The sequence below is a fragment of the Xenorhabdus hominickii genome (assembly GCF_002632725.1).
Classification (GTDB): domain Bacteria; phylum Pseudomonadota; class Gammaproteobacteria; order Enterobacterales; family Enterobacteriaceae; genus Xenorhabdus; species Xenorhabdus hominickii.
Genome location: NZ_NJAI01000001.1, coordinates 554,468 through 576,914, shown reverse-complemented (window position 1 = coordinate 576,914; position 22,447 = coordinate 554,468). Strand labels below are relative to the sequence as shown.

17 protein-coding genes and 3 tRNA genes are annotated in these 22,447 nt (G+C 44.9%); 8 read left to right on the top strand and 12 right to left on the bottom strand.

The window, feature by feature from the left end:
* Positions 1-110 (bottom strand): IS1 family transposase (locus Xhom_RS48785; protein ID WP_338063730.1); only part of this gene is annotated, 110 nt, incomplete at its 3' end.
* Between the two features lie 52 nt (positions 111-162).
* Between Xhom_RS48785 and Xhom_RS02485 the strand changes: the two genes are divergently transcribed.
* On the top strand, positions 163-558 hold the full coding sequence (locus tag Xhom_RS02485; protein ID WP_069317259.1) for a carboxymuconolactone decarboxylase family protein: 396 nt from the start codon (positions 163-165) through the stop codon (positions 556-558).
* 23 nt (positions 559-581) lie between these two features.
* Here Xhom_RS02485 and Xhom_RS39730 read toward each other — a convergent pair whose 3' ends face one another.
* From Xhom_RS39730 to rsgA, 6 genes are all read right to left on the bottom strand, one after another.
* Complete coding sequence (locus Xhom_RS39730; protein WP_250637334.1) at positions 582-1,241, bottom strand: aminotransferase class I/II-fold pyridoxal phosphate-dependent enzyme; 660 nt, start codon at positions 1,239-1,241, stop codon at positions 582-584.
* Positions 1,177-2,049 (bottom strand): aminotransferase-like domain-containing protein, encoded by an 873-nt coding sequence (locus Xhom_RS39725; protein ID WP_250637333.1) that lies wholly within the window; start codon positions 2,047-2,049, stop codon positions 1,177-1,179. Before Xhom_RS39725 ends, Xhom_RS39730 begins: the two co-directional genes overlap by 65 nt.
* Positions 2,046-3,251 carry an MFS transporter gene (locus Xhom_RS02475; protein ID WP_069317258.1) on the bottom strand — a complete coding sequence of 402 codons (1,206 nt, stop codon included), beginning with the start codon at positions 3,249-3,251 and terminating at the stop codon, positions 2,046-2,048. The genes Xhom_RS39725 and Xhom_RS02475 overlap by 4 nt, the downstream gene beginning before the upstream one ends.
* A gap of 12 nt (positions 3,252-3,263) precedes the next feature.
* Positions 3,264-6,596: a miniconductance mechanosensitive channel MscM gene (mscM, locus tag Xhom_RS02470; protein ID WP_069317257.1), complete on the bottom strand. Its 3,333-nt coding sequence runs from the start codon at positions 6,594-6,596 to the stop codon at positions 3,264-3,266.
* A gap of 27 nt (positions 6,597-6,623) precedes the next feature.
* A complete protein-coding gene (gene asd, locus Xhom_RS02465; protein ID WP_069317256.1) occupies positions 6,624-7,544 on the bottom strand; it encodes an archaetidylserine decarboxylase in 921 nt (306 codons plus the stop codon).
* A 94-nt stretch (positions 7,545-7,638) separates the two neighbouring features.
* Positions 7,639-8,697, bottom strand: coding sequence for a small ribosomal subunit biogenesis GTPase RsgA (gene rsgA, locus Xhom_RS02460; protein ID WP_069317255.1), 1,059 nt, complete (start codon positions 8,695-8,697; stop codon positions 7,639-7,641).
* A gap of 112 nt (positions 8,698-8,809) precedes the next feature.
* On the opposite strand from rsgA, the gene orn reads away from it, so the two are divergent.
* Both orn and Xhom_RS02450 read left to right on the top strand, forming a co-directional pair.
* Positions 8,810-9,355 carry an oligoribonuclease gene (orn, locus tag Xhom_RS02455; RefSeq protein WP_069317254.1) on the top strand — a complete coding sequence of 182 codons (546 nt, stop codon included), beginning with the start codon at positions 8,810-8,812 and terminating at the stop codon, positions 9,353-9,355.
* 199 nt (positions 9,356-9,554) lie between these two features.
* Positions 9,555-9,630 (top strand) — tRNA-Gly (locus Xhom_RS02450).
* 90 nt (positions 9,631-9,720) lie between these two features.
* Here the strand turns inward: Xhom_RS02450 and Xhom_RS02445 are convergent.
* Both Xhom_RS02445 and Xhom_RS02440 read right to left on the bottom strand, forming a co-directional pair.
* Positions 9,721-10,953, bottom strand: coding sequence for an MFS transporter (locus tag Xhom_RS02445; protein WP_232326141.1), 1,233 nt, complete (start codon positions 10,951-10,953; stop codon positions 9,721-9,723).
* Positions 10,946-12,379, bottom strand: a complete 1,434-nt coding sequence (locus Xhom_RS02440) for an MFS transporter (RefSeq protein WP_232326139.1) — start codon at positions 12,377-12,379, stop codon at positions 10,946-10,948. Before Xhom_RS02440 ends, Xhom_RS02445 begins: the two co-directional genes overlap by 8 nt.
* A 397-nt stretch (positions 12,380-12,776) precedes the next feature.
* Here Xhom_RS02440 and Xhom_RS02435 point away from each other — a divergent pair.
* Both Xhom_RS02435 and Xhom_RS02430 read left to right on the top strand, forming a co-directional pair.
* Positions 12,777-12,852: transfer RNA gene (locus Xhom_RS02435), tRNA-Gly, on the top strand.
* Between the two features lie 330 nt (positions 12,853-13,182).
* Positions 13,183-13,563 carry a hypothetical protein gene (locus Xhom_RS02430; RefSeq protein WP_069317253.1) on the top strand — a complete coding sequence of 127 codons (381 nt, stop codon included), beginning with the start codon at positions 13,183-13,185 and terminating at the stop codon, positions 13,561-13,563.
* Positions 13,564-13,718: 155 nt separating this feature from the next.
* Here the strand turns inward: Xhom_RS02430 and Xhom_RS02425 are convergent, their stop codons facing one another.
* Positions 13,719-17,099 carry an indolepyruvate ferredoxin oxidoreductase family protein gene (locus Xhom_RS02425; protein ID WP_069317252.1) on the bottom strand — a complete coding sequence of 1,127 codons (3,381 nt, stop codon included), beginning with the start codon at positions 17,097-17,099 and terminating at the stop codon, positions 13,719-13,721.
* Between the two features lie 393 nt (positions 17,100-17,492).
* On the opposite strand from Xhom_RS02425, the gene Xhom_RS02420 reads away from it, so the two are divergent.
* A tRNA-Gly gene (locus tag Xhom_RS02420) sits at positions 17,493-17,568 on the top strand.
* Positions 17,569-17,739: 171 nt separating this feature from the next.
* Here the strand turns inward: Xhom_RS02420 and Xhom_RS02415 are convergent.
* On the bottom strand, positions 17,740-18,333 hold the full coding sequence (locus Xhom_RS02415; protein WP_069317251.1) for a TetR/AcrR family transcriptional regulator: 594 nt from the start codon (positions 18,331-18,333) through the stop codon (positions 17,740-17,742).
* Between the two features lie 134 nt (positions 18,334-18,467).
* Between Xhom_RS02415 and Xhom_RS02410 the strand changes: the two genes are divergently transcribed.
* Together Xhom_RS02410 and Xhom_RS02405 are read left to right on the top strand one after the other, a co-directional pair.
* Positions 18,468-19,679: an MFS transporter gene (locus tag Xhom_RS02410; RefSeq protein WP_069317250.1), complete on the top strand. Its 1,212-nt coding sequence runs from the start codon at positions 18,468-18,470 to the stop codon at positions 19,677-19,679.
* Between the two features lie 222 nt (positions 19,680-19,901).
* Positions 19,902-21,335: a 4-hydroxyphenylacetate 3-hydroxylase family protein gene (locus tag Xhom_RS02405; RefSeq protein WP_069317249.1), complete on the top strand. Its 1,434-nt coding sequence runs from the start codon at positions 19,902-19,904 to the stop codon at positions 21,333-21,335.
* A 144-nt stretch (positions 21,336-21,479) separates the two neighbouring features.
* Here Xhom_RS02405 and Xhom_RS02400 read toward each other — a convergent pair whose 3' ends face one another.
* On the bottom strand, positions 21,480-22,373 hold the full coding sequence (locus Xhom_RS02400; RefSeq protein ID WP_069317248.1) for a LysR family transcriptional regulator: 894 nt from the start codon (positions 22,371-22,373) through the stop codon (positions 21,480-21,482).
* Positions 22,374-22,447 lie beyond the last annotated feature (74 nt).

Below are 22,447 nucleotides of genomic sequence, written 5' to 3'. Positions count from 1 at the left end.
TTACAGCAGGTATAGCAACGATAACGAGGATGTCCGCCATTCCCTTTTCCATGTCCTTTGACATGTTCTGATTTGTGACAATAACGGCAATAGACGTCAACTTTGGCCATGCTTTACCCTTAAAAGGCGGGAAGCATATCACAACAACTAACTATTTAATACATGACCCTATTGCAGGGATTTCGTGCGGTAAGACAAGGATTGGAAAAAAGCCCGTTGGGTTTGCCGTTGATTGAACTGATTTATCTGCGTGTTTCTCAGATAAATGGCTGTGCTTTCTGTTTGAACAAACACACTCAGTTTCTGAGAAACCATCAGGAAACTGAACTCCGTCTGGCTGAATTGGCGGGATGGCATGTCAGCGGACAGTTTACCTTACGTGAAAAGGCCGCGTTGGAATGGGCTGAATCATTGACGTATGTCGCGAAAACACATGCTGATGATGACGCCTATTTACCCTTGAAAGACTATTTTACGGATAAAGAAATTGTGGATCTGACTTTTGCGATTGCATTGATGAATGGAATGAACCGTCTGGCGATTGGTATGCGCCAATAACTTTCGTCTTAGTATCTATGTGCTTATATGTGCAGATATTTTTTCAGTTTTTGCGCATGTTTCAATGCTTCTTCCTGTGTGGTTTCATTGGCAAATCCAAATAGTAATCCTTTGCCGCAATCTGCACCCAAGCTATCTGACCTTAAACTGTCTGACCTCAAACTACGGGCAGACAACGCGGCAATGCCAAATTGGTGTTCTCTGGCGTGTTGAGCCAGAGCCACATCATCTTCATGATGTTCAAGGCGAGCTAGTAAATTCAGCCCGCCAGCCGAAATATCGAACTGTAAACGGGTATCAAAAACCTGTTTTAAGCTCTCAATCACTATCTGGCGTCGTTGTGCATAAGCGGTGCGCATTTTGTGTAAATGGCGGGTGAAATGCCCTTCTTGTATAAAATCAGCAACAATGGCTTGCTGCAATAAAGGGCAACCATCATGCCACGTGTGGCATGTCGCATTGAACAGCGGTAACAATTGGGGAGGAACCACCAGATAAGCGAGCCTGAGTGCAGGTGTTAAAACTTTGCTGAATGTACCGAGATACAAGATATTGTCAGACCTCAAACTGGCTAGTGAAGGCTGGGGACGGCCTTCGTATTGGAATTCGCTGTCATAATCATCTTCGATCACAAAGGCATGGTTTTGCTCTGCCCATGCCAAAAGTGCTTGTCTGCGCACCATTGACAAAGAGACGCCCAATGGACTTTGATGTGTGGGCGTCACCCAAGGCAAGCCGCGCATTGGGGGCTCGTTCCTGAGCGAGTGAGACACAGATACCATGCTGATCAACAGGAATGGGAACAATTTCAGCTCCCATTTGCGTCAGTAAATGGTAACCGGGAGGAAAGCAGGGATCTTCGAGCCAAATTTGATCCTTTGGTTTGAGGAGAGCCCGGCCAATCAGATTGAGTGCGTCACGATAGCCTGCGGTGATGAAAATTTGTTTTGGGACACAGATTACGCCCCGCGATAATTGCAGATAAGATGCAATGGCTTCTTGCAAGGGCGGATAGCCCGTAGATTGGGGATAAAACAGATGCCGGCTTTGCAAACGGATATGCTTAGTGGTCAGAGTGTTCCATAATTTTCGGGGAAAAAGATCTAACGCAGGCAACCCCAATTGATAAGTCAGTGGCTGCGTTAATGCAGCAGAATCGAACAGTGATAAATGATCCACCTCTGGCTCAGGTGGAAGCAGTATTGCAGGTGATTTTAAGGGTATGCCCGTAAGCTGTGATGAAACGACGGTTCCTGCTTGTCCTTTGGCTTCCAGATAGCCCTCTTCAATCAACCGGGTGTAAGCAGATTCTACGGTACTGCGTGACACGCGAAGTTCACTGGATAACGCACGGATAGACGGCACACGTTGATCCGGTTGTAGTATTCCTTGGGTGATGGCCTGAATAAAACGTTGGTATATCTGGCGATATAGGGGCAAAGAAGTATTGTGCTGTAATGGCTCATCAGCCTGAAAAATAGTTGTCTTCACTGACGTTTCCCTCGCATATACCCATAAACCGCTAAGCCTCCTAATACTATGGCTGCCATTATTAATGGTGTTTGCTCAGCAAGTCTGGATTCCAACACCGCGCCAAAACAGATATATCCAACCGGGATGGCAAGAAAGCGGGTGGAGGTAAACAGTGTCATGATTCGGCCAAACAGGTTTTCTGGTACTTGATGTTGGATCAGCGTGACTTCTACGGGAGCAGAAAAGCCAATGCCAACGCCAATGGCAAAAAGTTGGGTGCACAAGGCATATTGTCCGCTGAACAGGCTCAGGGATATCAGGGCGAGTACCAGCAAGCTGTAGCCGGAAAGAATGATGCGGTTGCTGGAAAAATATTTGCCATATACACCATACAGAAATGAAGATACCGCTGTTCCCACACCGAAGCAGGTCATTGAGATGCCAAGGCTTAAAACGGAATTAAATTCTTGTTTATTGATATAAGGTAAATAAACGATCAGGAACGGACTAATAACAAAGTTCACGACTGAACTGATGATAAGTACGGCGTAAAGTTCTTTTTCGGACTTAATGTATCGGAATGCTTCAAGGAAATAATGGTGTGGCAGAGACGGTGTTTCTGTCACTTCATTGATATTGGCGACAAAATGCTTTTTCAGAATGATCAGCCCTAGAGCGGCGACTAAAAAACTGATTGCATCGAAATACAGGGAGTTGATCGTGCCCAGCATCGCAATAATTAATGATCCAAGTGCAGGGCCGGTCAGGTCACAAATATTCTCAATGGTGCTGTTGATCCCATTAATCAACTCATGTTGACTTTTATTGTGTTTGATCTCCTTCGACAGCATCACATCTTTTGCCAATCGCCCCGGAGAATCCAGAACGGTGGAGAATATCAACAAAATAGCCAGCAGGTAAAAATTCAGGCTATCCATCGTATAAAACACAGGGATCAGCAGGATACTCAGGAAATTTACGAAATCAGATAAGAGTGAGATACGAAAGGCACCGTATTTATCTACCAATTGTGCGCTAAAGAAAATAGAAAATATCAAGGGTAAGATTTTTGCAGACATCACAGTGGCAACCAGCAGCGGGCTGCCTGATATTTCCAGAATCAGCCACGGAATGGCAATTTCAGTGATGGTGTTTCCCAGGATGGAAACACCATTTAATGCCAGTAATCCGCTAATTTGAAAAGGTATGTGTCTGGTCATGTTGACATCAGATTACAGCTCTCCTGCTTTACGTGGGGGATTGCGGCCCGAAATATTGGCTGTAGAACTGCGGATCTGCTGCCCAAAAATATCAACACGAGCCTGAAAAGGCGGGAATGGCAAGGTAATACCGTGTTTGTGGAATTCCTGCAAAATGTGTTGATGCACTTCATGGCGGGCAGGCATACGGTGCCCCATTTCTGCGGCATAGGCACGTAGTTCGTAAATCTGAATGCCTTGCTGTAAATCCACTAAATACACTTCTGGCATTGGATTATCGAGAATTAATGGTGAGCTTTTGGCTGCGGTCATCAAGATATCTGTAGCATAGGCCGATTCAGTATCGGCGGGGACAGGGATAGTCAGAACAATACGGGTGACTGTGTCTGACAATGACCAGTTGATAAATTGCTCTGTAATAAATGCCTTGTTGGGAACGATAATTTCTTTTCTGTCCCAGTCAGACAGGGTCGTTGCTCGTGTATTGATCTTCGTGATACTGCCCGTCAGATTACGGATAGTCACGGTATCCCCAATTCGGATCGGTTTTTCAAACAAGATGATCAGGCCGGAAATAATATTGGTGAAAATTTCCTGTAAGCCAAAACCCAGACCAACACCCATTGCAGCAATGAGCCATTGCAGCTTCGACCATTCAACACCCACCAGAGAGAAACCAACCAGGCCACCGATCAGGGTAATACTGTATTTGGTCAGCGTTGTAATGGCATAACCCGTACCCGGCGCCAGATCCAAATGTTGTAATAAAGCCAGTTCCAGCAATGCCGGTAGGTTACGAACAAGTTGTGTCGTAATGACGATGACAAGTATCGCAATTAATATCGAACCTAACGTAATTGGTTGGATGGTATCGACACCGTTGATGGTTGTGCTAACGTCCCAGAGCCTGATGTTCTCAAGGAAAGAGAAGGCAGAATGTAATTCAGACCACAACAGGATGAGGGAAACCAGTGCAATCATCGTCAGGATAGAACGCACCAATCCCAATGATTGAGCGCTAATTGCATCCAAATCGATCACTGGTTCTTCAACTTCGATTGAACCTTCTACGCTGCTATTGGTATTGGATGAATCTTCTTCACTTTTGGCGCGTTGGGCCAGTATCTCTGCACGGCGTTGTTTCGCCCGTTCAAAAGCAATTTTGCGGCGCTGGATCAGCATCCATCGACGAATAATATGGTAAATGACCAGTAAGAAGAACCAGATGGCAACAGACGTTTCCAAACGGCCCAGCAGTGCCTGTGAGGTTTGCAGATAACCAAGGATCGAAGCAAGTGCTGCTAAAATCGGGGCAGAAAGCAGTATCCACCATAAGACTGAGCTAACGAGATTTTCGCCAGACCCATGTTTGTCCATATAAAGCGGGATACCCGCGCGTTTTAAGCTGCTGGTCACCAAACTCAGTGAAATACAGAGCATGACAAAACACAGTCTGCCGAGGGTAGAGGTAAATTCTCGGTCGCTGTAATGATTAAAGGTAATCAATGCCATCATCAGAGGCACGATCAGGAAAATGGAAAGGCGATAGAAACGCATTGCTCGTTTTATGCGTTCTTCCGGCCAACGAAAGTGTGCGATAAATAAGCCATTAGGGCGGGCAAATGCGGCACTGAGCATAAAGACCCACAGGACTGGCGTTGTTTCACGTACGCCATTGCCGATTGCATTAGCCATCGGATATTGCCACGCATTTTGCAGCCCATAGCCAATGGCAGACCAGAGCATCGGCAGAGGTAACGCGGCGACGATAGACCAAAAAACTGTGCGCAGGGTAAGGGAGAAATGGTCTTGTGTCACTTTACCGATGCGATTGCTGGAGCGTTCAAGAAAGGCATTGTATTGGCGGTGTGAACTAATACTGAAAATTACCAGTAATAACGTTCCCAGCAAATAGAGCAAGGTATCTTGCGTCGTCAGCATGACATGGATTGCAACGCCTAGCTGCGAGAATGTATCCAGAGACAGCAGCCGCGTCAGATCTTGTACGACCAGCAGTGGATATTTCAGCGAAATGGGATTGACATCCGCGACCCAAAACAGATAGCGGTGGGTTGCATCTTGCACTTCTTTCAGGGCATCGTTTAACTGGCTGGTGGCTACTTTGAGCTTTGTCAGTTCCAGTATTTCGTTGTCATAGCCTGAGATCAGAGAACTTAATAGCTCTTTTCGGGTGCGGATAAGTGACTCATAGACCTGTTTTTGTGCCGGCGTCAGGGAATGATTCGCAGGTGAGGTTTGTTCGATATCCCGCTGTGAACGTTCCAACATCTCCTCATATTTCAATCTTTCAACCCGCAGTTCAACAATATTTCTGTCAAGCTGCTGGGACTTTGGCATATCAGGAATACGGGTGACTTGAGCTCTTAATGCTTCGCCGAGCGCGGTCGAATCGTTCAGCCATTGCGCCTGCTCACGGATTGTATTCAGGGTTTGGCGAACTTGCAGAATGTCGCTGGCAGCTTTGTGTTGTTGTGAGCCAATAGCCTCCATGCTCAGGGTTTGCTGACTGAGCATTTGTGACAGTTGGCGGTTCTGCTGGAGTTCATCCTGCAAAAATGGTGAAAGTTTCCCGCCACTCTGTTCCGCCAGCATTTCGGTATGTTCAAGTGCAGATTCTGCTTTCTGCTGGCGTTGGTTATTTAACTGATTGCGTAATTGCTGGAGTTTGAGATCCAGCTTTTGGTAGCGTTTTTTAAATAAATCGGTGCGTATACGTGCAATTTCCTGCCGATTATTGGCAGAAAGTTGTGCCATTTCCAGCTCACCAGTTACCGCTTTACGGGCATTGATCTCTGCTTGGGCAAGAGTCAATTGTGCTTCAGCCAGTGGCGTGGAAGGCGACCCCAACGATTGAAAGCGGGACGTTGCTTCAGTTAACTGACGCTTTGCCTCAACTTGCTGTTGAGGCAATTGGTTAATTGAGTCACTGATTTCCCGGATTTTATCCTGTTCTTGCTGTAATTGGCGTCCTTGTTCCAGCAATTGGCTACTGATTTGGATAATCTGTTGCTCTAAATTGCTGATAGGCTGATTTACAGGAATAGGGGCAACTGTATTGCTTTCATTGAGAATTTTTTGGCGCAATTCTTTGATGATGGCAGGAAAGTCATCAATGGTCTGTTGGTACTTTTGGGTGCGCTCCTCGGCGGATTTTGTATCGTTAACCCAATTGATTGCCCCTTGAAGTGTTTGCGCGATTTCAGCATCTTGTGGATTTTTATTACCTCCAACTTGTTTCAACTGGATTTCATCCAATTGTGTGATAGCGGCAAAAGCCGAATTCGTAATACACAGGCTGAGAAGTAAACTGATAATCAGGCGCACAATAAGGGGCTCCTCCTAGTCTCTAAATTAGCTGATGATATCGTTATTCACTGATTCATCGGTGTTCATTGCTTGCTCTTCTGCTGTGATAGCCTGAGCCATCAATCCACCCAGACGGGTTTGTGAACCACTGTATAAGTTATTGGCAAATTGAATCTGATTAGAGGCAAACAGGTTGATAACGGTTGAACCGAGCTTGAATCGTCCCATTTCTTCCCCTTTCTTAAGGGAAACCGCGCTTTCCTGACCTTCTTCAGGATAGGCCCAACGTTTGATAATGCCTTCGCGTGGCGGTGTGACACAGCCACTCCAGACGGTTTCCATGCTGCCGACAATTGTCGCACCAACCAGGATCTGTGCCATTGGCCCGAATGCTGTTTCGAATATACAGATAATTCGTTCATTACGGGCAAACAAATTTGGAACATTAGCCGCTGTCAATGGGTTGACTGAAAACAGATCACCGGGAACATAGATCATCTCTTTCAGCACACCGTCGCATGGCATATGGACACGGTGGTAATCCTTTGGTGACAAGTAAGTCGTGATAAATTGGCCGTTGCGGAATTGTTCGGCCAGTTGATACTGTCCTGCTAGCAGAGCTTCTACAGTGTAGTAGTGGCCTTTGGCCTGAATAATTTGATCTTCACGGATCGCCCCAAGTTGGCTAACGGTTCCGTCTGCTGGCAGAGCTAACTGATGGGCGTCATTGACGATAGGCCGAATGCCCTCTTTCAACGGACGAACAAAAAACTCATTGAATGTTGAGTAAGCGGTGAATGAAGGATCTTTTGCTTCATTCATGTCCACTTTATAGGCTTTGGAGAAAGCCTTGATTGCAAACTGTGTCAGCCAGCCAGCCTTTTTATTAGCGAACCAGCCTGCCAAGTGAGTCATACATTGTTTTGGCAGTAAATATTGTAATCTGATTTTAAGATTATCCAGCACGTCAACCTCTTGGATTTATTCTTGGCAAATTGGACAAAAGCCTACTATTGTACCCGCCATTGTTTTTAATGTCAGTGTATCGTTAGTTATTGTTTTATTTTTGAACGTCTGTGAAATTTCGGCGTGGTTTAACTTGCGCCATGCTTTCCAGAATCCGGTAATAATTTTCGAAACGTTCTTCTGCAATGGTACCTTGTTCCAGTGCTTCCTTTAATGCACATCCGGGATCATCTTGATGTTTGCAATCACGAAATTTGCATTTTCCAAGATATTCGCGGAATTCAATAAAGCCTTGTGTCACCTGTTCGGGTGTTAAATGCCACAATCCGAATTCTCGGACGCCCGGAGAGTCGATCACGTCACCTCCCTGTGGAAAATGGTAAAGGCGTGAGGTAGTGGTGGTATGCTGGCCGAGGCCGGAATTATCTGAAACGTCATTGACCAGAATATCTTCATCGTCAGGCAACAGGGTATTGAGCAGGCTTGATTTCCCGACACCAGATTGCCCTGCAAAAATACTGATTTTGTCGGCCAGCTGGGAGGTGAGTTCTGCCATGCCTTCACCGGTGTGGCTGGAAACTTCCAGTACGCGATAGCCGATATGACGGTAGATATCCATGATACCGTTGACCCATTCACGGCTTTCGGCATCCAGCAGGTCAATTTTATTGAGTATGATCAAAGGCTCGATATCGAGTGTTTCACAAGCGACTAAATAGCGGTCGATAATATTCAGTGAGAGTTCAGGCAAGATAGCCGAAACAACCACGATTTGGTTGATATTTGATGCTATGGGCTTGAGGCCGTCATAGTAATCGGGACGGGTGAGCACAGAGGTACGTTCATGAACCGCCTCGACGATCCCATTAACCTTGACATCTGATTGGAGTTGCAGCGCGGGACGCCATACGACACGATCACCCGTGACCAAAGAGCGGATCGTCCTGCGGATATTGCAACGCTGTATGGATGAATCAGCGGCTTCAATATCGGCATGTTGCCCGAAGCGGCTGATCACCAGCCCTTCCTGTGGCTCACCAAACTGACTATCATCCATTTCTGGTTTATTGGCGTCAGTTTTTTTGTTCAGCCTGCGCTGGTGATTGGCTTGCACACGGCGTTGCTGCCCTTTGGAGAGTTTACTTTTAGCCACCGAACCTCACTATTATTTCATCTATATTGCTGATTATCGCTGTGGATGATCAAAAACGTTATGATACATCACAGATACAGACTACCTGTTTTAAAGGAAACTAGGATATATCATGTCAAAAAGTGAGAACAATCTTATCTGGATAGATTTAGAGATGACCGGTTTAGATCCAGAGCGGGATCGCATAATCGAAATTGCAATCATTGTCACCGACTCTGAGTTGAATATCCTCGCGGAAGGGCCTGTGATTGCGGTACATCAATCTGATGCGCAGTTGGCCTTGATGGATGATTGGAATGTACGGACGCATACTGCCAGTGGGTTGGTTGAGAGAGTGAAACAGAGTCAGCTTGATGATGCTCAGGCAGAAAAAGCGATGATAGCCTTTCTGGAACAGTGGGTTCCGGCCGGAAAGTCGCCAATTTGCGGCAATAGTGTGGGGCAGGATCGCCGTTTTTTGTTCCGTTATATGCCGGAGTTGGAGAAATATTTTCACTATCGCTATTTGGATGTCAGCACGCTTAAAGAGCTGGCTCGTCGTTGGAAGCCTGAAATGTTGGCTGGGTTCAGCAAGAAAAATACTCATAAGGCACTGGATGATATTCGGGAATCGATAGCTGAATTGGTTTACTACCGCGAGCATTTTATTCAGAAATAAAAAATAGTGCTTGGTACAAAATTTGTACGTAAATGAATCTCTGAGTTGACGATTAAATGAATAACTTGCCGATTTAATCATCAACCAGAGAAAAAATGCGATTTTTTACGTTTGGGGACTTGCCAGAAGAATAATTCCTCGTATAATGCGCTCCCCGTACCGATGAAGAATTTCAGAAGTACAGCACACCAAAATCTAAGCGGGAATAGCTCAGTTGGTAGAGCACAACCTTGCCAAGGTTGGGGTCGCGAGTTCGAGTCTCGTTTCCCGCTCCAAATCTTATTGCCTAGAATTCCAAACAAATTCCTTATTATCCCCAAGCATTGTTGAAAAAAGTTGCCTTACTTGTTTAAAATGTTTTCAGTTTAAGACAATTTCATTGCCGTCCGGACGCTAGGTGGGGTGAGTGAAAGCAGGGCGAAGATAGCCAGAATTAATCCTATCCACAGTGGTGATATCAGGCCATAACCAGCACCAATGCTTATTCCTCCGGCCCATGCGATGAATGCCAGACCGCTATTAATAACCGATACATGGACACTATTGACCAGTGGCCCTGCATTTGCCACCCGCATAACACGTGTGATCATAGCTGGGCTCATCGGAACTCCCACAAGGCCGATCACTAAAAATGCGATCACACTGATATAACGGTTCTCTGGGTAGATCGCGAATACCAGCAGTGATACAGCCAGTATACTTAACCCGATGGTGAGTACTGACAAGGTATACCGATCGGCAAAACGTCCAGTCATCGTATTACCAATGACATTCGCTGCACCATAAAGCGCTAATATGATAGGCACGATAGCAGGCATGAACCCTGTGATTTCAGTCAAAATTGCAGAGATGTAGCTGAAAGCGGCGTAAGAGGCCCCGATGATTAGGGCACTTGTGCCATAAGCAGCCCATAACCTGCCGTTGCGAAATGATGCAAGCTGATCTCCAATATGGACATCTGACTTGTTGCGCGAAGCGGGTACGAGTACCCATACGATTAAGGAACAGGTTATGGTGAATACAACGACCAGCCAAAAGCTCAAACGCCAGCCAAGATTCTGGTCGATTACGGTTGCTGCGGGTACACCTAAAACGGTGGCTAACATCATGCCACTGAGCACAATTGATGATGCTCTGCCCCGCATATCAGCTTTTACTACCTCACCGCAAACAGCTAAAGAGATACCGATACAAGCTGAACCGGCAACGCCAGTGATAACACGGGCAATAGCCATCACCTGATAACTTCCGGACGTTGCGGCGATGATCCCCCCGACACTGTAGAGTGCGAGTAACCAAAGTAACGCCTGTTTATTTGGGATTTGTAGCACGACAAATAGTGCCGTCAGTATTGGCCCACCGACAACCATACCAACGGCATAGAGTGATATCAGATAGCCAATATCCGCGACAGTGACACCAAATACATCGGTTAAGGATGGCATCATACCTACCACCATAAATTCAGAGGTGGTGAGTGTGAATATAGTCAGTCCAAGCAGGTAAATGGAGATAGGGATATCGTGAGGTTTTTGGGCTGATGATGTCATTCTTGGTGAAGTTTTTGGGTTTATTCCCTCAGATTGAAGTTTATTCATGGTGAGGTTTACCTAATGTAGCAGCAGTTTGATTTGTGAACAAAATTGCCAGCAGCGCTGCGATGGTATAAGCAACCGCAGCCGTTCCGAACGCCCATGCATAGCCATCAACTGTATCTATTTGTGTCGCGGCTACAGCCATTAATGTCGAAAGACCAACGGTTGGGCCGAGTTCCATGGCGGTATTCATGACGCCACCTGCGAGGCCAGCCTGATGCATAGGCACATTTATTGTGGAAAGCACGGCAGAACCCGAGAAAGCGAGTGAAATACCTATTGCTACCAAAACTAAACTGGGTAGCAGGCCCAGAATATAAGTGGTACTTCTGTCAATATTGGCTAGCAGACCAAGTCCAATTGCAGCAATAAGCAACCCAGAGCTTGTTACTCGTGCTGCACCGATGCGGCTAACTAGAGGAGTTGCCATTTGTCCTGTCACAATGAGAGCAACTGCGAATGGTAGGAATGAAACAGCTGTCATGAGTGGTGTCCATCCCAATTCTTGTTGAAGATAGAGTGATAAAGCAAAATTGGTAACACCTGACCCTGCTGCGGCCAGCAACATGCCAAACAATCCGGTGAGGCGATGCCGTTCGAAAATAAACCCAGGGGGAAGAAGTGGATCGCGGACGAAACGTTCGACTATTGTAAAAGCAGTTAATAACCCAAGACCTGCCAGAAGTGGAATTAGCACGATTGGTAATGACCATGAGTGATCACCAGTTAATATTAAGCCATAACTACCCAATGAAATGCCTAATGTGGCTAATATCGCTCCTACTAGATCCAGTTTGGGGCGATACTGATTGGATTCGTCAGCGTCAGCAGGAAGTAGGCTCCGAGTACTTATTAAGCCTATGACTGATACAAGGACTGGAATAGTGAACATCCATCGCCAGGAGATCCACGTTGTTGCCACTCCTGAGAACACAAATCCCAAGATGGCACCAAGCACGGAAACACCCCCCCATGTGGCCATTGCCCGGGAAAACGCACTAGGTTCTGGGAACAATGAACGGAGTACTGCCATTGCTGCTGGTGCTGTCAAGGCTCCTCCTATTCCTTGAACAAAGCGCATGGCTACAAGTACTTTGAAAGAGGGGGCTAAACCTGCCAAAAGGGAAGATATACTGAAAATGAGTAAACCAATAGTAAACATCTGTCTTCCCTGGAACCTATCTGCCAACCGCCCACCAAAAAGCAGCAACCCACTGAATGGAAGTCCATAGGCAGCAAGAATAAGAAGTAAGTTAGCAGATGTAAGATTGAGTTCTACTGCGATTTTTGGGAGTGGAACAGTGATCAGTGCAATTGTGAAGATCAATGTACTTTGGACGATTGCTAGGATCGCGAATGCTAGATGTTTGGTGTCTTTTAGCGACTTAGGCTGCGGCTTATTGTTAGAGTGCATTTTATTGGGTGTCACTATGAAAACTCCTAATTAATGAATATGCGATATGAAGCACAGCAATACCATAATATACATTCAATATAATAATTGAATAATAGATTAATGTGACTTTAGTTTTTCGTCAATGGTCCTGGTCCATAGCCAATGGTATTTTTCCTTTTTCTACGGTAAGTGAGGCTCTTGACTGTAGAGCGGTGCCAGATGGGTGGATGAGGGAGGGAAAGTCGCAATATTAATCGAGTTAGCATGTATTTTGAGCGCTTGATATTTGATTGTGTGTAAAGGGCTTGCCATTGTCATTAAACAAGTCCATAATAGCGCCCATCCTGATTATTCATCATAAAAACTATCTGTTAATCAAATGGTTACAGATTTATTGGTTTTTACAGCATGTTGCATATATCACGGTAATGCGGGAATAGCTCAGTTGGTAGAGCACAACCTTGCCAAGGTTGGGGTCGCGAGTTCGAGTCTCGTTTCCCGCTCCAAATTCAGGACGGTAGACTTTTTTCAAAGTCTGCCAGTCATAGAAAAAGCGCCGAAAGGCGCTTTTTTTGTTTTCAAAATATCTAACTAAGGCCAATTGTGTTCCGCGTGGTGATGGTGTTCTTTACGTCGGCGCGACTAACCTTGTGTTCAGCCAACCTCGTGCCTATGGGACAGTGGCTACCATATAGTTTCTTGTGGAGTGCGCTTACAATCAGGTACACATTGATTTGTTTGAATCTGAGGTTCTTGCCGTTTAGGTTGGCAATAGGCCTGTCTCCGCAGACGGTTTTCCATTGATTGGGGAGTGTGGTATAGATGGGCTGTGGCTTGTGACTGGCACTTACAGGGATGGCCTGCATCAATCCCCGCTTTTAGCTGATTATGCTGCGAATGCACTCATAGGGCTACCTAATCTGGAGATTGACTTAGGGGACTTCACACCTATTCGTCAGCCTTTAGTGGGGCTTAACCGAGATATGACTATTTTGGAGACGGTACAACAAACGATGGCGATGGGTTATGAATGTCTCTGGAATATTAGGCCTGAATGGGATGAATTAATCCATGAATGTTTACTCAATAAGTATCGTACACAAGTTGAATCTATTGATGCTACTTATACGCCGCCCCCTGATTTGATTGCATTTTCTTGTTATGATGAACAAATAATAACGCGGCTACGTGATTACTATAGCAACTGGAAGGAATAGCAGTTGGAAGGAACAAAAACTGCTGGAAATAATGGATGATGACGAACAGTAGAGTTAGTACAAAGATTATTACTTGATGCTTGAGGGGGACGAATTTGTATATGGGTGTTCGAAAAATGTTGGACATCACTATTTATGATGTCCAACACGTATTATCACATCGCTTTTTGCAATTCTTTCAGCAATGTTTCCTTATGTTCCATCATGTTTTTTATTGTTTTTTGTTTTACATGACCAAAACCACGAACTTGATTGGGCAGTTCCGCGAGTTGCTGGCAGATGGTCAAATTATTGCGATCCAGTTTATCTATCAGAAAATCAATAACTCGTTCATATTCAAGCAGTAAATTTCTTTCTTGTTTACGCTCTTCCTGATAGCCAAAGATATCGAAAACTGTACCGCGAAGTGGCTTGCAGGCGGCCAGAAAACGGAATACAGGAATAATCCACGAACCATATTCCCGTTTTCCTCGTTGACCCGTGCGAGGGTCTTTACGATTGAAAAGGGGAAGACTAAGGTGAAAACGAATATTGTCTGTATTGTCAAATTGTGAGCGGAGCTTATCGAGAAAATCTGTTTTGACGTAAAGGCGGGCGACTTCATATTCATCTTTGTACGCCATCAATTTAAATAAATTTTCAGCGACGGACTTGGTAATTTCTTCGGCATCAATCTGTTGAGCCACCATTTGAATTTGGGCAATGCGGCTGAGGTAACGCATCGCATATCTTTCATTTTGGTAATCAACCAGCAATTGATATCGCTGCATAATGAGGTCATCCAGACTATCCACGCTCTTCTGTGGATGGATATTCAGATGTTCATATAAGATCTCTGGCTGTACAGCCGCAATACGGCCAATATGGAAAGCCCGTCGGGCATTATCTGCTGAACTTCCCAGCTCTTGAATAGTGTCGTCGATGGAATATAAAGAGATTGGAAGTTTGCCGAGTTGCCACGCGTAACCGATTAATATGATATTTGTTTGATCTCTGTCACCCACCAGCATAGTGGCCATCATTTCTGCATCAATTGAGTGTAATTTATAAATATGTTGGTTAAGGGTGTCGAGCATTTTGGGCTGATCCAAATCCAGCATAGGTGCTCGGAGCATGGTGCCGATTTGTGTTTTATGGGTGTTCAGGATGCATTTTGTTGTACTTCTCGACATGACTTCCAGTGAACTTTGCCCAGTTGCAGCCACTAAATCAGCAGCGATAACCAGATTGGCACGTTCCCGATCAATTCTGACTTGGTGTAGTTTATTTATGTCACGGCATAACCGTACATGAGTTATCGCTTCCCCCCCTTTTTGGGCAAAGCCAGTAAAATTAAGCAGACTGACGACACAATGATCTAATTGAGCTGCATTTGCGAGTAGATGTCCTGCGGTGACGATACCTGTACCACCGATACCAACCAGCAGGATTTCATAAGGTGTTTCCGCAGGAAAAAGTGTTGGCTGGGGTAATTTATGGATAACTTTTTCTAAGTCGGTCTGTGAGAGAATTTTGCTGAGGTTGGGGAGTGGAGTGGCATTTTCTACCGTGATAAAGCTGGGGCAAAATCCTTTCAGACAGGATAAATCCGAGTTGCAAACGTGCTGGTCTATCATGCGCTTAGTGCCTAACGGTGTTTTTACAGGCACGACAGCAAGACAATTCGATTGTATCTGACAGTCACCACATCCCTCACAAACCAGCTCGTTAATAACAGCACGTCGTGGTGCTTTTGGGGTTAATCCCCGTTTTCTTTTGCGGCGAAGTTCTGTGGCACAGGCTTGATCGTAGATGATCACTGTCACATCTTCGATCTCTCGAAAACGTTTTTGTACATCTTCGAGATAATCTCGTCCATAGAGACTCACATTGGCAGGAAGACGATTTTTATCTTGGTATTTATCAAGATTATCTGTCACGACCGCGACTTCTTTCACACCTTCGGCAATCATCGAAGCGGCAATCTGCGGTATGGTGATGTTTCCATCTAGTTGCTGGCCGCCTGTCATTGCTACGGCATCATTAAACAGCAATTTATAAGTAATGTGACTTCCTGCGGCGACTGATTGGCGAATGGCTAAATGACCGGAATGAAAATAAGTACCATCACCCAAGTTCTGAAATACGTGAGATCGATTGACAAAAGGGGCATGTCCTATCCAGTCGATCCCTTCACCTCCCATGGGTAAGAGGCCACTTCCTGTGTTGCGATCCATCCAGGCTGCCATTACATGACACCCAATGCCAATCTGGGCTTGACTACCCTCTGGCAAGCGAGTCGAGGTGCTATGTGGGCAACCTGCGCAGAAATAAGGTGTACGCTTTGGCAAGGAGGCATCGTGCGGAATGATGGCAGTTGACCATTCGAGTGGCACGGAGAGGGAGAGATTGAACTGTTGTAACCATCCCGAAAGCGGAACAGCGACTCGTGAAGGGCGTAACTCCACATCTGCGGGCAATAGTTTTTGGCCAAGATGATTATGTTTGCCTATCAACCTGATATTTTTTTGTAACTTAACCAGCTGATGTGCGAGTAGCATTTCAACGACGGCCGTTTTCTCCTCTATGACAAAAATATCGGTGACTTGTGCCGCGAGTTCGCAAAGAAGAGGTGATAAGGGATAAACCAAACGGACATGAAGAAATGCAACGCCTTGCTGTGCGAGCTCGGAAGGTGTCAGGCCTCCGGCACGTAGAGCCTCCATCACATCTTTATGCGCTTTCCCGACCGTTACCAATAAAGCGCGTGGATGTTCGCAAGGAGCAAGAAGTCGATCAATGGGGTTTAGTTTGGCAAATTCTTCAACGGCTTTCAGTTTATAGGCCAAGCGTTTCTCAATCTGCGGGCCGGGAAGGTCGGGCCAGCGCCAGTGCAGTCCATCCGGGCCGGTATCGACCTGGGGAATTTTATAATCCGGAAATGGCAGGCTTGCTCTGACTGCGCCACTTTCCACAACTTCACTGATTGCCTTGAATCCAAACCACGCCCCGCTCACGCGTGATGCAGCCCATCCCCATAATCCGATTTCGAGATAATCAGCGACCGATGCCGGATGCAAAACGGGCATACTCCATGCCATCATGGCGAGATCGGACTGGTGAGACATGGAGGAAGAGACACAACCATGATCGTCTCCGGCGATAACAAGTACACCTCCATGTGGAGAAGAGCCATAGGCATTGCCATGCCTGAGCGCATCACCAGAGCGGTCTACTCCCGGCCCTTTTCCATACCACATACCAAAGACAGAGTTAACCTGTCTATCGGGGTCAGATTCGACTTTCTGTGTGCCTATTAGTGCATCAGCGGCGAGATCTTCATTGACTGATGGATGAAAACGAATGTTGGCTTGGGTCAGCTTTTTTTGATGTTGCCATAATACTTGGTCTAAGCGGGCCAGTGGTGAACCCCGATAGCCAGAAACAAATCCTGCTGTGTTGAGATTGTGGAATTCATCTAGTTCAGCCTGAGCGAGTAGAAGGTCAACCAGAGCTTCAGTGCCCGTGACAAATTTAGATTGATAATATCGAGCCATACTTTTGACCCTCTCTGAAGAGAATAATCATCTAAGTTGCTTCAAAATTGGAGTTAATCTATTTCCGTAAAAAGGTTACAGCAAGCATAAATCTTATTAGATGTTATTTATATGTTTGTTTTATGTTAAAATTTGATAGTTGTCAGGTGATCTGGATAACTGTTGGAGTTATCGTAGTAATTTAGATAGCGGGTTGGGTCGAATATATTTTGAGCGTTTAGCAAAGGAATGGGGCAAAAGACTTGCCATATTATCTGAACACCTTCATAATGGCGCCCGTTCCTGATTTTTGGAATAATAAAATAATTTTATTATTCATGCAGTTAACAATATAGTTAACTGATATTTAAAATCAGCATTCAGGTATCTCAGGCTAATATTAGCCGTTACGACGCGGGAATAGCTCAGTTGGTAGAGCACAACCTTGCCAAGGTTGGGGTCGCGAGTTCGAGTCTCGTTTCCCGCTCCAAGATTTAATCTTCAATATTTCATTTATACCGATACATATCACTTTTCTTAAAAAGATCGAATAAATAATTCCCTTCCTCAGAAACGTTTCTGTAATCCACAGTTATCCGCTTTTTCAAGTGAAAATATTTTAATATCAATGAATTAACAAGGTATTGGTTTTAGGTGTCAGTTAATTATCTTTGATAAGACCATAAAGAAGTAGATCAATATTCTGGATAGCATTGATGAGGCGTTCATTTGGATTTTCTCCATCAGCGATCCAGAGTGCTGCATCGACAAGAGACCCGTTGATAAGCCGAGCCAATGTTGCAGAATCACCTTTCTTGATCGTGCCAGTTTCCATTAATGCAGAGAGAATTTCAGTTAAGGAAGCCAAACATTGGCGCTTGCTGGCTTGGGTGTAAGCAGCGCCCAGAACAGAGGGGGCATCTCTAAGTATAATGCGTTGGACTTCAGGCTCAAGAGCCATTTCGAGATAAAGATGGCATCGGGAAATGAACCCCTTCCAGAGATTTATTTCGTTGTCTGATGCTGCTTTCAGTCGTTGGTCCATTTCAGTATCCAATTTTTCTACGACAGCAAACAAAAGGCCTTTCTTATCGCCGAAATGGTGATAGAGCGCTCCTCGTGTGAGGCCCGCAGAAGCGGTGAAATCATCCATAGAGGTTTCCGCGTATCCTCTTTGGGTAAAAGCGGGCAGTGCAGCATCAATCAACTTGCCACGAGTCTCTTCAATCATTTCTTTTCTAGTTCTGCGTACCATCTTTTTCCTTATTGACATACATCACGTATGTTAATTGACATACTTAACGTATGTAATATGATTCACATACGTCATACATGTCAATATTGCAGTCTTGATTTTGTGCTTAATTCGCATCAATGGTCGGAGGCTTTATGGCAAATCTTTATCGTGATCTTTTCAGGGTACGCGGCACTATTGGTTTTACGCTTGCTGGTTTTTTGGGGCGGTTACCTCTTCCCATGATCGGGATAGGTATCATCATCATGCTGTCTCAACTTCGCGGTAGTTATGGGTTAGCGGGTGCTGTTGCCGCCACTTTTGTTTTCACCTATGCAATTATTGCTCCTCAGGTATCTCGTCTGGTGGATCGTAAAGGGCAAGGCAGGATACTGCCAATAACCGCCATTATCAGTGTGATTGGGCTTATTGCTCTTGTTGGTTGTACCTATTTGAAAACGCCAGACTGGACGTTTTTCATTTTTGCTATATTGGCTGGCTTTATGCCTAGTATGTCGGCTATGACGCGTGCTCGTTGGACGGCGATCTATCGTGGCAAACCTGAATTGCAGACAGCTTATTCTCTTGAAACAGTGATGGATGAAATTTCGTTTATAGTCGGCCCTCCTATATCAGTTGGTTTGAGCGTAGGAATGTTTCCTCAGGCTGCTTTAATTGCATCGGCAACCATACTCGCGATTGGGGTATTCACATTTGTCGGACAGCGACAAACAGAACCCGTCGTTCAAGAAGCAGCGATCGCTAAGCGCGGTGGTTCAGTATTGCGCGATAGTAAAGTCATCATTCTCACGTTATTACTGGTTGCAATGGGAGTCGTTGTTGGTACGGTTGATATAGTGAGTGTGGCATTTGCTGAACGACAAGGCCAACCTGCTGCTGCTAGTTTTGTTCTGTCTGCTTATGCGATAGGTTCATGTATTGCCGGATTGGTGTTTGGTGCTCTGAAGTTTTCTGTCCCTTTGCCTCGTCTTCTGTTTTTCGGCGGTTTAGCCACCGCAGCTACCACTCTGCCGTTACTTATTGTCGGTAATATCCCAGAACTCTCTGCTGCCGTATTGATTGCAGGGATCTTTTTTGCTCCGACCATGATTGTAGCGATGGCATTGATTGAGCAAATAGTACCAGAAAGTAAGCTTACAGAAGGGCTGACTTGGTTATTATCGGGTTTGAATACGGGGAGTGCGATAGGTGCGTCAGTATCTGGACAGATAGTTGATGTGTATGGCGTCGGAGGTGGATTTAGTGTTGCGGTTGTGGCGGGTGTAATTATTTTATTAACTGTTGCCGCTTGTTTTTTGATGCTGAGAAATGCTCGCATGAGCTTTAATTCTGATATCGCGAGATGAGAATTAATTTTTTATTTATAGCTAATTATGACTACGTACGCATTAAATTAATATTTCTGATACTTAACTACTTATCATTGGCTATCACGATGATGCTGGAATTTGATATCGCTTTTCTGACGGAACCACAAGAATATACCTCAGTGTATTGAAAAGTAATTTTTTGTTGCTCTGAGAAGGTTATGTCCCCCAATCGTTGTTAGCGATAGGAGTGTAGAAAAGATGATAAGAACCGGAGAAAGATATCTGGATGATCTACGTGACGGACGAACCATTTTTATTAACGGAGAAAAGGTTACTAATCATGTAGATCATCCTGCGTTCAGGAATGCTATCAGGTCTGTTGCAAAGCTATATGATTATAAAGTTGAACATGCCGAAGAAATGGCTTTTAGGACAGAAGCCGGAGAGCAAAAGAGCCTGTATTGGCAGTTGCCCTCTACGCCTGAAAAGCTGATTGCACGTGGTCATATGTCATATGAATGGGCTAAACAGACAGTCGGTTGGCTGGGAAGAAGCCCTGATTATGTTGCCTCGGCGCTGGTTGGCATGATAACGCATATTGATTTATTTGAATCTTACTCGCAAGAACGAGCTGATGCGTTACGAAATTACTTTGCTTATGTGAGTGAAAAAGATCTCTATCTGACTTATGCATTGATTAACCCGCAAGGTGACCGCTCAAAAACACCCGGTGAGCATACGAAAAATATCTATCACACTTTGGGTGTGGTGGAAAAAAATGCGAAGGGCATTATTGTCAGAGGAGCAAAAATGTTATCTACGGGGGCCGCATTGGCCGATGAAGTTTTGGTCGGTTCATATAAGCCGCTTCAACAGGGCGTTGATGAACGGTATGCACTCTCTTTCGCTATGCCACTTAGCACGAAAGGCATCAAAATCATTTCAAGGCGCTCTTACGAATTAGGAGCTAATTCAAAGGATTATCCACTGTCATCCCAGTTTGATGAAAATGACTCAATGCTCTATTTTGATGATGTTCTCGTTCCTTGGGAGCGGGTGTTTATCTTTGAAGACATTGAGATGTGCTTTAAGCAGATGGAATCCACTGCGACAGAAGTTATGATGGATGTTCAAAGTCTAGCTCGTTACGCGGTGAAATTACACTTTTTGGCTGGCTTGGCTCAGGTTATGACTGAAACAAATGGAGTTTGCCAGTATCCGGCAGTGAAAGAATCACTTGCTCAGTTAGCTTGCTATGCGATGAATATTGAGGGGCTGTTTAATAGTGTGCTCCATTGCCCAAAAGTTTATAACGGATGGTATATACCTGATAAAACCCAACTTTGTACTTATCGGGTTATCTCGCAGTCAATCTATCCAAAGGTTTTAGAGACGATAAGAAAATTGGCAGGCGGAGGTATTTTGATGCTGCCATCAAGTGAGGCGGATTTAGAAAATGACGAAATCCTGAGCATCATTGAGAAAACACAGTATTCCTCTGTTGCTTCTCCTGTCGAAAGAGTTCGGTTGATGAAGTTGGTATGGGATGCTGTGGGATCGGAATTTGCTTCAAGGCATCATCAATATGAATTGTTCTATGCCGGGGCTTCTTATCAGACGTTGGGGCAGCTTTACAAGCAATACGATTGGGGATCATCGAAAGAATTGGTTGATAAGATCAAAGGATTTTAGCGAAAGAATCCGTTAACTTTCACCCTATACCTGTACTATGTTTTTTCACGATTAACCTTATATCTCAATCATCGCTTTGTAAATGTGATAATCAAAACATAAGGTTAATCACCGTCCCACATGAGAATGCGCTCAGTTGTGTAATCATTCAATATCCTGCCAACATCTGACAATCCAATCACTCAATGCGGATACCCGGCTGGGGATGTAACGGCTCTGTATTCTTAGAAGGTGAACAGGCAGTGTCGGTAGATCCCAATCGGGCAGTAATCTAACTAATGCTCCATTGTAAATGGCTTCATTGAATAACCATGTTGGGCCCGCATGAATACCAGCACCGTTACACACCGCATGGTAAATCGCTCCCACATTATTCAGGTAGAAATTTCCGGATAACTCGACCTGCTCTTTTAGGCTATTTCGGGATAGTTGTAAACGTGTCGGATGGGGATTTTGATGCAGTGAATAAATGATCGATTTGTGATTCATTAAATCTTGTGGATGCTCTGGTGTTCCATATTTCACTAAATATTCAGGGCTGGCACATAATACACCAGACATGTTGCCCAACTTTTTGGCAATAAGAGCTGATGCGGGTAACTCTCCGATACGAATGGCAAGGTCAATTCCTTCTTGCCGGAGTTCTAAGCATTTGTCCGAAAGAATTAAGTCAAATGTGATATCAGGGTGTTGATGTTGAAAAAGAGTCAGCCATTGTGTGACGTAGTGTTCTCCAAAATTTACAGGAGCAGTAATTTTGATTTTTCCAGTCAATGAATTATTGCTGATATCACCCAATATGCCATTCATTTCATCCAATAACGGGCGCATCTGTTCATATGCCAAGGCTCCGGCTGCTGTCAGACTAAGTTTTCTCGTTGAACGATTGATTAGCTGAACTTTGAGTTGATGCTCAAGGGCAGCCAAACGCCGACTGGCAACCGAGGGATCCAATCGTAAGTCTTTTGCCGCTTTTGTCAGGCTACCTCTTTCGACAATACGAATAAAGAGCTGCCAGAGTGTCAGATCGTGATTCATGCTATTTCCACAATTTATATTTGAGTATATAGCAATATTATTGCTGATTTTACATAAGTAAAATCAAACTATCT